This window comes from Haloferax sp. s1 (assembly GCF_058382125.1).
This window is the reverse complement of record NZ_JBZRPK010000665.1, coordinates 1-13,208: the sequence shown is the minus strand read 5'-3', so window position 1 is coordinate 13,208 and position 13,208 is coordinate 1. Positions and strand designations below refer to the sequence as shown.

The window sequence follows — 13,208 nt, the reverse complement described above, 5'->3', positions numbered from 1 at the left end:
TCTCTCCGACTGTGACGTGCCATGTCGAATGACCGTGCCAGATGAGTTCCATAGCACGCCAACGGTAGGCGCGAAATACACAAAAAGGTACTCGGAGGCGGTGGTGTGACTGGGTTTTTGTGTGTCGAATTCGAGTAACGGCGTCGGAATACGCAATTCACGGGAAGCCACGAAACCCGACTCTCACGAACACGGCAAACCGGCCAGATGCAATGGGATGCAAAAACCTATCACGACCCATCCCAACCCGTCGGCCATGCACCACGTTCGATTCCGCGACCCGGCCGGTGCGGTCCGGCAAGGGAAGTGGCACGGAGACGCTGTTTCCTTCGGCGGTGAAACCTACAACCTCGACGAGGTGGACGTGCTTCCGCCGTGCGAACCGACGAAAATCGTCGGCATCGGCCGCAACTACGCCAAACACGCCGAGGAGCGGGACGAAACGGTTCCCGACCGGCCGCTTCTCTTTCTCAAGCCGCCGAACGCGGTCGCCAGCCACGGCGACACCGTGACCCTCCCCGCCGGAAAAGAAAACGTCGAACACGAGGCCGAACTGGCCGTCGTCATCGGCGAGCAGTGCCGGAACGTCGCCCCCGAGGACGCCGAGGGTGTCGTTGCGGGCTACACCATCATGAACGACGTGTCCAACCGCGACGACCAAGATATCGAGACCAACTGGGTCCGCGGCAAGGCGTTCGACGGCGCGGCCCCACTCGGTCCGGTCCTCGCCGACCCCGAACACCTTCCGGACGATGCCAGTATCTCGCTGCGTGTGAACGGCGAGGTCCGACAGGACTCCAACATCGAACATCTCATCTTCTCGATTCCGGAACTCGTCGCCGAAATCACGACCTACATGACGCTCGAACCGGGCGACGTAATCTCGACGGGCACGCCGGAGGGTGTCGGTCCGCTGGAAGACGGCGACCGCGTCGAAGTCGAAGTCGAGGGCGTCGGCGTCCTCGAACACGACGTTCGGCAGGTTTGAGCGATACCCGTTTGGGGGTCTTACGGGTCGTTCGACTCCACAAAGAGGTAATTTAATAGAGTCACCAGGTTATCATTTAGTGTGTCCTCCCCAGATTCGAAATTGGAACAGTCCGTGTCGTCTTTGTATCGAGCGATACTCGGGAGTCTCCTTGCAGTCGTTGGAATATTCATCTTCGGAGCGCTACGGCAACTGTCGACGGACAACCTCATCTGGGGCGTCATCGGCTTTGCGGCGGTCATCGTCGTGGCCTACTGGGTATTGATGCTCTTTCTGGAGGGAATCGAAGATGGTGTTGACACGGGATACCGAACGCACTCTGGAGATGACCGACCGTAGCGGGTTCGACCGAAGCGAGGTATTCGGTCGCGCCGTCGCTGTCTCCTCTTCAATCCCCAGAGAAACACCACCCTGCCGTCGTGTTCGTCGTCCAACGGTAACGTCCGCGGAGGACAAGCCATATGTTTAGGCTCACCTAACACCGGGCGAATGCGACTGACGCGACGGGACGCACTCGCGGTGCTCGCCGGTCTCGGCATCACCGGCGGTGCCGTCGCTGTGAGCCAGTTCGACCCGCCGACTGCCGATGCAGATGGCGATAGCGAGGTTGACGACGGTGAACATCCCGAAACGGACGCCGACCTACTGGCGACGATGAGCGCCGCCGCAGAAGTCATCTATCCGAGTCAGGCGGAGGGTATCGACGAGTTCGTCGAAACCTACGTCGTCGGGCGCGCAACCGACGAGTCTCGGCGGGCCGCGATAGTCGAGGCCGTGACCGAGTTGGACGAGGTCGCCCGCGACTGGTACGGTGCTCCGTTTTCCGAACTCTCGGCCGACGACCGAGACAGTCTCCTGCGCGAACTCGGCGTGGCGGCCGCCGACCCCGTCCCCGACGGGAACGTCTCCGAACGACTGCGCTTCCACGTCGTGAACGAACTGCTCTACGCCTTCTACTCCTCGCCGGCCGGCGGCCGACTCGTCGGCATCGAGAACCCAATCGGCCACGCCGGCGGGACCGAGAGTTATCGGCGGGCGACGATGGACGAAAGGCCGAGCGAAGCGAGTCGGGAGGACACCGATGGCTGACGAACCGGACCGAGCGCCGGTCGCCGACGCGGATGTGTGTATCGTCGGTGCTGGCCCCGCAGGCGGCATCGTCGCTCACCAACTCGCCGAGTCCGGGGCGAACGTCGTCGTTCTCGAAGCGGGACCCCGGTTCGACGGCGACCGACGGGAACAACTGGAGCGACACATCCGCCCGGGTCTCGGAAACCCGTGGGAGATGGGCGGCCCGCGCGACGAGTTCTCGTCGTCCGGTGAGTCGTTCTATCCGCTGAACGCCGCCCGCGTGAAGGGCGTCGGCGGGACCACGCTCCACTGGCAGGGCATGGTGATGCGACTCCACGAACGCGACTTCGAACTCGACTCCCGACACGGCGTCGGTGCCGACTGGCCCATCGGCTACGACGACCTCAAACCCCACTACGCCGAGGCGGAGCGCGAACTAGGCGTTGCTGGCGCAGTCGACAATCCGTACGCGCCGTCGCGGGACGACCCGTTTCCACTCCCTGCGTTCCCGCCGTCGCACTCGGATTCCATCTTCGCCGAAGCCTGCAAACGACTCGAACTCGACATGCACTCCGCGCCGAGCGCCCGCAACTCCGAACCGTACGACGGTCGCTCGTCCTGCGTCGGGTTCGGGACGTGCAAACCGGTCTGCCCGTCGGGCGCGAAGTACACCGCCGAATCGCACATCGAGAAAGCCGAAGCAGCAGGAGCGAGAGTTATCGACCGGGCGCGCGTGCGCCGACTCGAACACGACGACTCCGGCGAGCGCGTCGTCGCCGCCGCCTACACGACCCCAGACGGCCAAAATCACCGACAGAAGGCCGCACAGTTCGTTCTCGCCTGCGGTGGCGTCGAAAACGTCCGACTGCTCTTGCTCTCGGAGTCCGACCGCTACCCCGACGGTCTCGCAAACTCGTCGGGACTCGTCGGCCGGTACTTCATGGACCACCTCTTCGCCGGAATGGGCGGCCGCCCCGACCGACCGACCAGACAGAACCACGTCGGCTTCAACACCAGCGAGTGTCACCAGTTCTACGACGATACCGACCCGGTCAACGGTGTCAAACTGGAATTTCTCAACTACGCCGGGCCGTCGCCGGTCATCGACTCGCTCCACGCCGATACGTGGGGCGACGAGTTGCTCGCGCAGTTGGATGAGGATTACGGAACCCACGTTTCGATGGGCGCGCTCGTAGAACAGTTCCCTCGCGAGGACAACTACGTCGGTCTCGACGGGGAGACGACCGACGATTTGGGTGACCCCGTTCCCGACGTTCACTGGTCGGTGGACGACCAGACGAAGGCCGCCCTCAAGCGGGCCAACGAGATTCAAGCGTCGGTGATGGACGAACTCGGCGTCGATGTGGAGTGGACGGTCGGCCCGGACAACACCGGCCCGGCGTTTCACCACATGGGAACTACGCGGATGGGAGATGACCCAGATTCGAGCGTCGTCGACGCTGAGTGTCGGACACACGACCTGCAAAATCTGTGGATTTCGGGGTCGAGCGTGTTCCCGACCGGTGGGGCGATGAACCCGACGCTCACCATCGCGGCGCTCGCGCTTCGACTTGCTGATTCGGTTCGACAGCGGGTTGCGTGACGACGATTCGAGAGCGCGTTTCCAACTCTGGTTCTGCGGTGCACCCCGTAATCGAATACGATTACAACAATCTGAGAACGACACCGGAGTGATTTACGTTTCGGCTGAGAAACGGAGACCAATGCTGCGGCGGCGATACATCCAGGCAATCGGTGCGGTCGGGGCTATCGGTACCGCAGGTTGTCTCAGCGGCGACGATGCAGGTGAGGACGAATCTGAAGTCGATGAGGCCAGCCACTCGAACACGGCCACAGACACGACCGCGGGCACCGGCACCAGCGACGGCCTCGTGCTCGCCACGGCGACGACGGCTTACGACACGGGCCTTCTCGACGCGCTCCACGAGGGGTTCGCAGACGAGTACGGCGTGCGCGTCAAGACGCTGGTACAGGGGACCGGAGCGGCGCTTCGAACCGCCGCCGACGGCGATGCCGACGTGGTTATCACCCACGCCCGTAGCGCCGAAAACGAGTTCCTCCGAGCCGGACACGGTATCAACCGCCGCGACCTGATGCACAACGACTTCCTCGTCGTCGGTCCCGAAGACGACCCCGCCGGTATCGACGCCGTCGGCAACGACCCGATTGCTGCGTTTCGGCGAATCGCCGACGCGGACGCGCTGTTTCTCTCCCGCGGTGACGACTCCGGAACCCATCTCAAAGAGCAATCGCTGTGGGACCGCGCCGACGCCGACAGGAGCGGCCGCTGGTATCAGGCGACCGGCGACGGCATGGGCGACACGCTCAGACAGGCGAGTCGGCGCGGGGCGTATACGCTCGTCGATAGGGGAACCTACCGCGTGATGTCGGATTCGACACTTCTTGCCGTCTTCGTCGAAGGCCCGCTCGGCGGCGGCCCCGACGTGCTGCGGAACGACTACGCCGTCATTCCGACGAACCCGGCGCGGCACGAGGTGAACTATCCGCTCGCGATGGCCTACGTGGGGTATCTCACCGGGCGTGAAGGCCAGTCGATAATCCGGGATTTCGGCGAGACGACGCTTTTCGTCCCCGACGCGCTCGACGAAGACCCGTCGTTCGACCAGTACCGTCCGGTCTCCGACACAGAGCAATAGTGACCCAGAGTACGCATCCTTAAGAACCGCGACCCGCATCTTCCGACCATGCAACCACGGGACCTCTCCGCACACACTCCCTACGTACCCGGCCGCGGAACAGAGGAGGTCGCCCGCGAACTCGGGATGGACCCCGAGGACCTGACGAAACTCTCCTCGAACGAGAACCCTCACGGCCCGAGCCCGAAGGCTATCGAGGCCATCGAGGACGCCGCGCCGACCGTGAGCGTCTACCCGAAGACAGCACACACCGATTTGACCGAGGCTCTCGCCGACAAGTGGGACCTCGAATCCGAGCAGGTGTGGGTTTCGCCCGGTGCCGACGGGTCTATCGACTATCTGACCCGCGCGATGCTCGAACCCGACGACGAGATTCTGGAACCGTCGCCCGGCTTTTCGTACTACTCGATGAGCGCCCGCTACCACCACGGCGACGCGGCCCAGTACGAGGTGTCGAAAGGCGACGACTTCGAGCAGTCCGCCGACCTCGTGCTCGACGCCTACGACGGCGAGCGAATGGTCTACCTCACGACGCCGCACAACCCGAGCGGTTCGGTCATCCCGAGAGACGAACTCGTCGAACTCGCGGAATCGGTCGACGACCACACGCTCATCGTCGTCGACGAGGCCTACGGCGAGTTCGCCGACGAGCCATCCGCAATCGACCTGCTCTCCGAGTACGACAACATCGCCGTCATGCGAACGTTCTCGAAGGCGTACGGCCTCGCCGGTCTTCGAATCGGCTACGCCTGCGTTCCCGAAGCATGGGCCGACGCCTACGCCCACGTGAACACGCCGTTTGCGGCCAGCGAACTGGCCTGCCGCGCGGCCCTCGCCGCGCTGGAAGACGAAGAACACGTCGAGAAGACGGTCGAATCCGTCGAGTGGGCACGCGACTACCTCCGCACCGAACTCGACGTTCCAACGTGGGAGAGCGCCGGCAACTTCGTTCTTGCCGAAGTCGGTGACGCAACTGCCGTCTCCCAAGCCGCCCAGCGAGAGGGCGTCATCGTCCGCGACTGCGGGAGTTTCGGTCTCCCCGAGTGCATCCGCATCTCCTGCGGCACCGAAGCACAGACCAAACGCGCCGTCGAAGTCCTCAATCAGGTCGTCTCGGAGGTGCCGACAGCGTGAAAGTCGTCGTCACCGGAACGCCCGGAACCGGGAAGACCACGGCGACAGACCTCGTCGCCGACGACCTCGACCTCGACGTAATCCATCTCAACCAACTCGTCAAAGACGAAGGACTCTGGTCCGAACGCGACGAGGACCGCGACACGCTCGTCGTCGACCTCGACGCCGTGCGCGACCACCTCGGCGACTGGGATGGAATCGTCGACAGCCATCTCGCACACCACCTCGACGCCGACCGCGTCGTCGTCCTTCGGTGCCGCCCGGACATCCTCGAATCTCGCCTGCTCGACCGCGACGAACCCGAAGCCAAGGCGCGTGAGAACCGCGAGTCGGAGGCGCTGGACGTAATCCTCGGCGAAGCGGTCGAGTTCCACGGCGAGGACGCCGTCTACGAGATAGATACGACCGACCGCGACCCCGACGCCGTCGCAGACGAGATTGCGGCGGTCGTCGCGGGTGAGCGCGAACCGTCCGCAGGAACCGTCGACTTCATCGACTATCTATGACGCTCGACCAATACCGCGACACCGCAGACAAGCTTCTCGTCCCGTTCGTCTCGGCCGCCGACACCGCCGGACTCTCGCCAAACGGCGTGAGCGTCATCGCCTTCGGCTTCGCTATCGCGGCGGGGGCCGCCTTCGGACTCGCCGACCCGCTTTGGTACGGACTCGGCGCGGTGTTCGTCTTCCTCAACGGCTGGCTCGACCTCGTCGACGGCGCACTCGCCCGCGAACAGGGCGTCTCCTCGAAAGCCGGCGACCTGCTCGACCACGTGCTGGACCGCTACGCCGACATCGTCGTTCTCGTCGGTCTCGCGGCCGGTATCGACTCGTTCGCACTCGGTCTCGCAGCCGTCACGGGCGTTCTCATGACTTCCTATCTCGGCACGCAGATTCAGGCGGTCGGCCTCGGCCGCGCCTACGGTGGACTCGTCGGGCGCGCCGACCGACTGGCGCTCATGGGCATTGCCGGTCTCGCATCCGCCGTCTACACCGACCCACTCGGTGGATTCACGCTCGTCGGCTGGCTGCTCGTGTTCTTCGCAATCGTCGGCCACCTCACCGCTCTCCAGCGATTCTGGGGCGCGTGGAGCGACCTCTCATAGAAAAGACTAATTTTTGACACGGCGGGCGTCGATGTGTGCCTTCCGCCCTCCCATCACCGTCCGATGTAGTGTTCATGTTCGTTCCGTTCGTCGTCCTCGTGGCGACATCGCTCTGGATTTCGCGGAACGCCGCTGCTCGCGGACACAACTTTCCGAACGTCCTCGGGGCGATTACCGCGTTCGTTCCCATCGGGTTGGTTGCCTACCTTCTCCTCTTTGCCAGTAACAATCCGCGACGGCATCCGCCAACGAGAACCGAACGGGGTGCGCTTACGGTTCTCCTCGCAGGTGCCGCGTCGTATCTCGTCGGCGCGACTACGCTCCCACCGGACCCGTACACGCAGGGCATCTGGCTCATCGGCGCGTTCTTCGGGCTGCTTCCCGTCTCGTATCTCGTGGTCTACCGACGCGGCTACCAACTCGTGACGCGCCCGGTGACTCGTCGCGTGAACACTCTTCTCGGACGCGAATGAGCCGAACGCTGGCACACGTTCTTTCGCGGGGCCGGTGGCGTGCCTTTTATACGCAGCGGGCCGGTACGTGAGGGTATGCCTCAGTGCGAGATGTGCGGCTCCGACCGAGCCTCGTTGAAGACGGTGAAGGTCGAAGGCGCAGAACTGCAGCTATGTGACGACTGCGCCGAGTTCGGCACGGAGGTCCGCACCGAATCGACTTCCAGCGCGAGCACGAAATACTCTACCTCCTCGTCGAGTTCGAAGGCGTCCCGTTCCTCTGGGTCGTCTTCGTCTTCGTCCTCGTCGTCGACGCGCCGACGCCGCGACATGTTCGACGACATGGACGAGATTGCGACCGACTACGACGCCCGAATCCGCGAGGCGCGCGAATCGCGCGGCCAGAGCCGAGAAGAGCTTGCGAAGTCGCTCAACGAGAAGGCGAGTCTCATCCGCAAACTCGAACGCGGCGACATCCTCCCGCCGGACGGCGTCCGGAAGAAGCTCGAACGCAAACTCGACATTACGCTCGTCGAGGGCGCAAGCGACGAGGACTCCGACTGGTCCAGCGATGGGAGCACCACGACGACCCTCGGCGACGTCGTCAAGCGAAAAGACTGACACCGCACGGACGACCACTCGGCGTCCGACTCATCCAACGTTTATCACGATTTTCTACCCGAGAGACGCCGTCTCGTGGCAATCACGGCCCGGAAAACCAATTTATTAGTCTCGCCGGACGCGACTTCGATTGTGTTCATCCTAGTCAATCTCAAGGCGTACCCGTGTGACCCCATCGAAGTAGCGACTGCTGCACGCGATGTCGCCGAAGAATCCGGTGTTCGAATCGCGGTCTCGCCGCAGGCGGCCGATATCTCCCGCGTCGCCGACACCGGCGTCGAAACGTGGGCACAGCACGTCGACCCGAACGGTCACGGCAGTCACACCGGCAGCACCCTCGCCGAAGCGGTCGCAGAGGCCGGTGCCGAGGGGACGCTCATCAACCACTCCGAAAAGCGTCTGAAACTCGCCGACATCGACGGCTCCGTACAGGCCGCAGAGCGCGCCGGACTGGAGACGTGCGTCTGTGCGAACAATCCCGCCCAGATTGGCGCGGTCTCCGCACTCGGCCCGGACTCGGTCGCAGTCGAACCACCGGAACTCATCGGCGGCGACGTCTCCGTCGCAACCGCTGGCCCCGGCATCGTCACCGACGCCGTCGACGCCGCGGCCAACGTTGACGACGCTGTTGACGTGTACTGCGGTGCCGGTATCTCGACCGGTGACGACGTGGTGACTGCTGAAGAACTCGGCGCGTCCGGTATCCTCCTCGCATCCGGTGTCGCCAAGGCGGACGACCCGCGTGCGGCCCTCGAAGACCTCGTCTCCGGGCTGTAAGCGACGGCGAATCAAACCCCGTTTTCGACGTTTTGGCGGCGATTCGAATGATACGCTGACGTCAGCTACGTGTCTATCGACGCGTACCGTCGCCTACGCCTCGTCGCCCGCTTCGTCGTGTTCGTCCGCGTACGCTTCCGCCCCTTCGTCGTCGCCGACGAACGCCGCTTCGATAGCCGCCACCGTCTCCGCGAGTTCGTCGGCGTCCAAGAGGTCCGCGTACTCGTCGCTCACGAGGTCGGGAAGCGCGTACTCGTACTTGCCGCGCCCGGCGTGGCGGATGAGCCCTGCTCGTCGGAGCGAGCGATTGCGACCGTACGCGAGATGCTGGTCGCCGGTCTCGCCCGCTGCGACGTGTGCCGCCAGCGGGTCGGAGATTCCTTGCTCGCGGTAGTGTGCGAGCATCCCGTGGTGTGCGTCTCCGAGCGCATTCACGATAGCCGTCATCCGGTCGACCACGTCGCGTCGGTTTTCGGCACCCGGTGCCGGTTGCAGGTCCGCTGGTTCGAAGTCACCCATCTCGGTCGTCTCTGTCCACGACTCGTCGGGATTAGACTCCGTATTTGCGTCGGACTCTTCCGGCACCTCGTAGCCGTGTGTGGGCCACGGCGGCCCGTCGGGCGCTTCGAGTGATGCCCGAGGGGCGCGCTCGGCGCGCCGCTTCTCGTTCGTGTCAGTGCCAGCGTCGCCAGCGGCGGCTTGCTCGTCCACCGCCTCGGCGTCGGCCTCTCCATACTCTGCGAGCGCCGCCTGTTTCTCCGTGGGTCGGTTGAGATTTCGACCGCCACCGCCGCGGTAGGGCGCTTCGGCCTTCTGGAACATCGCCTGCGCGAACTGGTCGGCCATCCGCGAGAGGTCCTGTGCCTCCTCCAACTCGCGTTCGAGTTGCCGAATCTTCGCCTCTTTCTTGTCTAACTCCTGTCTGAGGTCGGCGATTCGGCTCTCTTGGCGGGCCTTCTCGTCGGATATCTCCTTGAGGTCCGAAACGAGGTCGCCGTCGACGGACTTCAGGTCGGGACGCTCGAAGTCGTCGAGTCCGGGGGTCGCCCCCGCGTCGAACGTCTGTTTCTTGTGGAACTGCACGCGCCGAATCGACTCGGACCAGTCGGTGACGAGAAAGCCCTCACCGTTGCCCATGTCCTCGATGGCATCGGCGTACTCCGAGCCGAGGATTCGACCGACGACTTTCGTGTCGTTCCGCCAAGTGAGCCGATGCCAGACGAGCCAGTCACACTGCGTAATGAAGTCTTTTTTCACGTCGGCGGGTCGCTGCGAGATGCCGACGACGCCGAGGCCGTGTTTCCGGCCTCGCTTCCCGATTTTGATGAGCATCTTGCCCGCTTCGTCCATCCCGCCCTTCTCCGGGATGTACTCGTGGCACTCCTCGATGAGCATCAAGAACGGTTTTTTGAGCTTCTTTTCTTTCGCAAAAAGGTGCTTTGCAACCTCCGTCACCAGTTCGTCAGCGGCCGCGTCGTCGAGGTATCCGGACACGTCGAGGATGATGGGGACGTTCTGTTCGAGCGCGAGCGTCGCGAGTCGCTCGGCGTGTTCCGGACTCACTTGAATGTCACACTCGTCGTCCGCCCCGGCGTGCAGGAGTTCGAACTCCTGTTTGAGTCCGTAGTACTCGCCGTCGGTGTCGACGATGAGTACCGGGAAATTCGACGACAGCAGGTTTTCGATGATAACCGACGCCGTGTTCGACTTGCCCGACCCGGATTTCCCCGTGACGAACCCTCGTCCCGTGAGAATATCGACCACCGGAAGGTCGACAGTCGTTCCCGGGTCTTCCGTGCCCTCTCCCCCTGGACCGTCGCTGATCTCGGCAACCGAGATGGTTTCCGTGTCCGAATCCGTCATCCGATTTGGTGGACTGTCTCGGGGGTCATAGTTCCTCCCCCTCTGCCACAACGAAGATTTATCCGGGATAAGCGTTAGTTCCGGTCGATGACGCACGGGGAAACCGACCACGTCACTATCCTGCACGTGGATGACGACCCGGCGCTCGCCCAACTCGTGGCCATCAATCTCGAACGTCGAATCGAGGGGGCCAACGTTGAGACGTACGAGCGAGGTACTGCGGTGCTCGACCAACTGGCGACCGGCGGCGTCGATTGCATCGTCTCGGACTACCAGATGCCGGAAATGACCGGCGTCGAACTGCTCGAAACGGTTCGCGAGCAGTACGATGTCCCATTCGTGTTGTTCACCGGTCACGGCTCGGAAGAAGTCGCAAGCGACGCGATTTCCGCCGGCGTCACCGACTACGTCCAGAAAAACACGGGTGACGACCAGTGGCTCTTGCTCGCAAATCGCGTCGAGCGGGCGGTCCGTGAGCACCGAGCACTCGCCGCCCGCGAGGAAGCCGACCGGCGCTTCTCGACGCTCATCGAAGCGATGCCGGGCGTGGCGTACCGGTCACCGCTCGACCCGGGGTGGCCGATTTCGTTCGTCTCCGAGGGGTGTCAGGAATTGACTGGATACGAGCGTGAGGCACTCGAATCCGGCGACATCTCGTGGGGAGGTGATGTCGTCCATCCGAACGACCGTGGTGGCGGGTGGAACGAGATTGTCGACGCCGTCGAGGCTGGCGAACGGTACAAACGCACCTATCGAATTCAAACACGGACTGGAGAGACGAAGTGGGTCCGCGAGCACGGATTGGGCGTGACGGAGGATGGGGAAGTCGCCGCAGTCGAGGGGTACGTCTACGATGTGACCGAAAAACACCATCGCAGAATGGAGTTACGCGAGAAAGAGTCGCTTCTCGACTCGCTTTTCGAAAGCGTTCCAATCCACCTGTTCGTGAAAGACGAAGCGGCCCGACACGTGCGCGTGAGTTCGGCACTCGTCGACGACCCCGACGCCCTCGTTGGAAAGACCGACCTCGAACTGAGCACGCTCCCCGAATTCGAACACCACAAGCAGGCGTTCGCGGATGATTGTCGGGTGCTCGAAACCAACGAGGCCATCATCGACAAAGAGGAGTACCTTCCGGACCTCGACCGATGGAACCTCACTTCGAAAGTCCCGTGGACCGACGACGACGGGAACGTGGTCGGTATCATCGGGACAACCTTGGACATCACCGAACGAAAACGGCAGGAACAGGAGATAATTCGGCAGAACAAGCGACTCGGTGAGTTCGCGAGTATCGTCTCACACGACCTCAAAGGACCCCTAAACGTCGCACAGGGGAATCTCGAACTCGTCCGCGAGGAGACGGAGACAGAAAACGAGCGACTCGACACGGTTGCGGACGCGCTAGAACGAATCGGTGATATCGTCGACGACGTGCTCTCGATGGCCCGCGGCGGGGCCAGCGACCTCGAACGGGATAACGTGGACCTCGAAGAAGCGGTCGTCGAAGCGTGGCGGAGTATCGATGCGACCGAAACCGACGCGACACTGGAGACGCCGGACCGACTTGGAACCATACACTGCGACCGAGTCCGACTCGTCCGATTGCTGGAGAATCTGTTTTGGAATGCTGTCGAACACGGTTCAACTGGCCCGACGATTACCGTCCGACGACTCCAAGATGACGTCGGGTTCGCCGTTATCGACGACGGACCGGGAATCCCCGAAGAATCGCGAGAACACGTGTTCGAGCGAGGCTACAGCACAGACGAGGACGGAACCGGCTACGGACTATCAATCGTCGCGGACATCGCCGAAGCACACGGCTGGAACCCGAGGGTTCGAACTGCCAACGGCGGCGGAGCACGCATCGAAATCGTGACCAGAGACGGTCTTGCACAGGCCGAAACGGCTCAGTCGAACTCGACGAGCGACGACTGACCACGTCGCGTCTGTGACTGCTTCGTCTCCCTTTCTGTCTCCGTTTTCCCGCCACCGTCTGAAGGAGCGTGTTCGTCGGACTCCTTCGAGTCCGGGTCACCGCCACGACTATCCGACTGAGTCGGCTGACTCGACTCCCACCCGTCGAGACTCGACTGGTCGGCGTCCGAAAACGAGAGGTTCGAGACGCGAACGCCGAGCTTTCGTACTCGCGTCTCGCGGAACTCGGCGTCGAGCAGGTCGAGTGCGACGGATTCGACGAGGTCCGGGTCGTCGACGGGCCCGGAGAGTGAGCGTGCGCGGGTGCTGATGTCGAACGGCGGGACGACTACTTTGATGCCGATGGTTCGGTACATCGCGCCGCGCGACTGGGCACGGTCCGCCACGTCGGCCGCGAGAGCACGGACGACCTCTTGTTTGTCGGACGGGTCGGCAGTCGGGTCGGTAAACGCGGATTCGCGGGAGGGACTCTTCGGCCGTCCCGTCGGCGTGACTTCCCTGTCGTCGTAGCCCCGCGCCCGCTCGTGGAGTTCGCGCCCCCGAGACCCGAAGTTGGATTCGAGCACCGATGCATCGGC

The 13,208-nt window shown here is 63.4% G+C and carries 14 protein-coding genes; 12 read left to right on the top strand and 2 right to left on the bottom strand.

Features of this window, described 5'->3' with window-relative positions; all coding sequences use genetic code 11:
- Positions 1–256: 256 nt before the first annotated feature.
- From QT222_RS15910 to tpiA, 11 genes are all read left to right on the top strand, one after another.
- The gene (locus QT222_RS15910; RefSeq protein WP_491477721.1) at positions 257–988 is read left to right on the top strand and encodes a fumarylacetoacetate hydrolase family protein; all 732 of its coding nucleotides are present in this window, start codon (positions 257–259) and stop codon (positions 986–988) included.
- Between the two features lie 81 nt (positions 989–1,069).
- The gene (locus QT222_RS15905) at positions 1,070–1,327 is read left to right on the top strand and encodes a hypothetical protein (RefSeq protein WP_231512896.1); all 258 of its coding nucleotides are present in this window, start codon (positions 1,070–1,072) and stop codon (positions 1,325–1,327) included.
- A 150-nt stretch (positions 1,328–1,477) separates the two neighbouring features.
- Complete coding sequence (locus QT222_RS15900) at positions 1,478–2,077, top strand: gluconate 2-dehydrogenase subunit 3 family protein (RefSeq protein WP_491477720.1); 600 nt, start codon at positions 1,478–1,480, stop codon at positions 2,075–2,077.
- Positions 2,070–3,662 carry a GMC family oxidoreductase gene (locus QT222_RS15895; RefSeq protein WP_491477719.1) on the top strand — a complete coding sequence of 531 codons (1,593 nt, stop codon included), beginning with the start codon at positions 2,070–2,072 and terminating at the stop codon, positions 3,660–3,662. Before QT222_RS15900 ends, QT222_RS15895 begins: the two co-directional genes overlap by 8 nt.
- Before the next feature lie 121 nt (positions 3,663–3,783).
- Entirely contained in the window at positions 3,784–4,737 is a 954-nt protein-coding gene (locus QT222_RS15890) for an ABC transporter substrate-binding protein (RefSeq protein ID WP_491477718.1), read from the top strand.
- A 48-nt stretch (positions 4,738–4,785) separates the two neighbouring features.
- A complete protein-coding gene (hisC, locus tag QT222_RS15885) occupies positions 4,786–5,871 on the top strand; it encodes a histidinol-phosphate transaminase (protein ID WP_491477717.1) in 1,086 nt (361 codons plus the stop codon).
- Complete coding sequence (locus tag QT222_RS15880) at positions 5,868–6,377, top strand: adenylate kinase family protein (protein ID WP_004057168.1); 510 nt, start codon at positions 5,868–5,870, stop codon at positions 6,375–6,377. Before hisC ends, QT222_RS15880 begins: the two co-directional genes overlap by 4 nt.
- Positions 6,374–6,976, top strand: a complete 603-nt coding sequence (locus QT222_RS15875) for a CDP-alcohol phosphatidyltransferase family protein (protein WP_004057166.1) — start codon at positions 6,374–6,376, stop codon at positions 6,974–6,976. The genes QT222_RS15880 and QT222_RS15875 overlap by 4 nt, the downstream gene beginning before the upstream one ends.
- A gap of 35 nt (positions 6,977–7,011) precedes the next feature.
- Positions 7,012–7,449: a hypothetical protein gene (locus tag QT222_RS15870; RefSeq protein WP_491477716.1), complete on the top strand. Its 438-nt coding sequence runs from the start codon at positions 7,012–7,014 to the stop codon at positions 7,447–7,449.
- Between the two features lie 75 nt (positions 7,450–7,524).
- On the top strand, positions 7,525–8,049 hold the full coding sequence (locus QT222_RS15865; RefSeq protein WP_014732281.1) for a multiprotein bridging factor aMBF1: 525 nt from the start codon (positions 7,525–7,527) through the stop codon (positions 8,047–8,049).
- A 132-nt stretch (positions 8,050–8,181) separates the two neighbouring features.
- Positions 8,182–8,826, top strand: a complete 645-nt coding sequence (gene tpiA / locus QT222_RS15860) for a triose-phosphate isomerase (RefSeq protein ID WP_491477715.1) — start codon at positions 8,182–8,184, stop codon at positions 8,824–8,826.
- Positions 8,827–8,919: 93 nt separating this feature from the next.
- Here tpiA and QT222_RS15855 read toward each other — a convergent pair whose 3' ends face one another.
- On the bottom strand, positions 8,920–10,689 hold the full coding sequence (locus QT222_RS15855) for an ATP-binding protein (protein WP_491477714.1): 1,770 nt from the start codon (positions 10,687–10,689) through the stop codon (positions 8,920–8,922).
- 87 nt (positions 10,690–10,776) lie between these two features.
- Between QT222_RS15855 and QT222_RS15850 the strand changes: the two genes are divergently transcribed.
- Positions 10,777–12,630 carry a PAS domain-containing sensor histidine kinase gene (locus QT222_RS15850; protein ID WP_491477713.1) on the top strand — a complete coding sequence of 618 codons (1,854 nt, stop codon included), beginning with the start codon at positions 10,777–10,779 and terminating at the stop codon, positions 12,628–12,630.
- Here the strand turns inward: QT222_RS15850 and QT222_RS15845 are convergent.
- Positions 12,603–13,208, bottom strand: a 606-nt coding sequence (locus tag QT222_RS15845; protein ID WP_491477712.1) for a DNA polymerase Y family protein, incomplete at its 5' end; no start/stop codon positions are given. The genes QT222_RS15850 and QT222_RS15845 overlap by 28 nt on opposite strands.

Excerpts from the sequence above, each read along its gene's own strand:
- QT222_RS15910 (WP_491477721.1), top strand. The coding sequence starts at position 257 with ATGCACCACGTTCGATTCCGCGACCCGGCCGGTGCGGTCCGGCAAGGG.
- QT222_RS15900 (WP_491477720.1), top strand. The coding sequence starts at position 1,478 with ATGCGACTGACGCGACGGGACGCACTCGCGGTGCTCGCCGGTCTCGGC.
- QT222_RS15895 (WP_491477719.1), top strand. The coding sequence starts at position 2,070 with ATGGCTGACGAACCGGACCGAGCGCCGGTCGCCGACGCGGATGTGTGT.
- QT222_RS15890 (WP_491477718.1), top strand. The coding sequence starts at position 3,784 with ATGCTGCGGCGGCGATACATCCAGGCAATCGGTGCGGTCGGGGCTATC.
- hisC (WP_491477717.1), top strand. The coding sequence starts at position 4,786 with ATGCAACCACGGGACCTCTCCGCACACACTCCCTACGTACCCGGCCGC.
- QT222_RS15875 (WP_004057166.1), top strand. The coding sequence starts at position 6,374 with ATGACGCTCGACCAATACCGCGACACCGCAGACAAGCTTCTCGTCCCG.
- QT222_RS15865 (WP_014732281.1), top strand. The coding sequence starts at position 7,525 with ATGCCTCAGTGCGAGATGTGCGGCTCCGACCGAGCCTCGTTGAAGACG.
- QT222_RS15855 (WP_491477714.1), bottom strand. The coding sequence starts at position 10,689 with ATGACGGATTCGGACACGGAAACCATCTCGGTTGCCGAGATCAGCGAC.
- QT222_RS15850 (WP_491477713.1), top strand. The coding sequence starts at position 10,777 with ATGACGCACGGGGAAACCGACCACGTCACTATCCTGCACGTGGATGAC.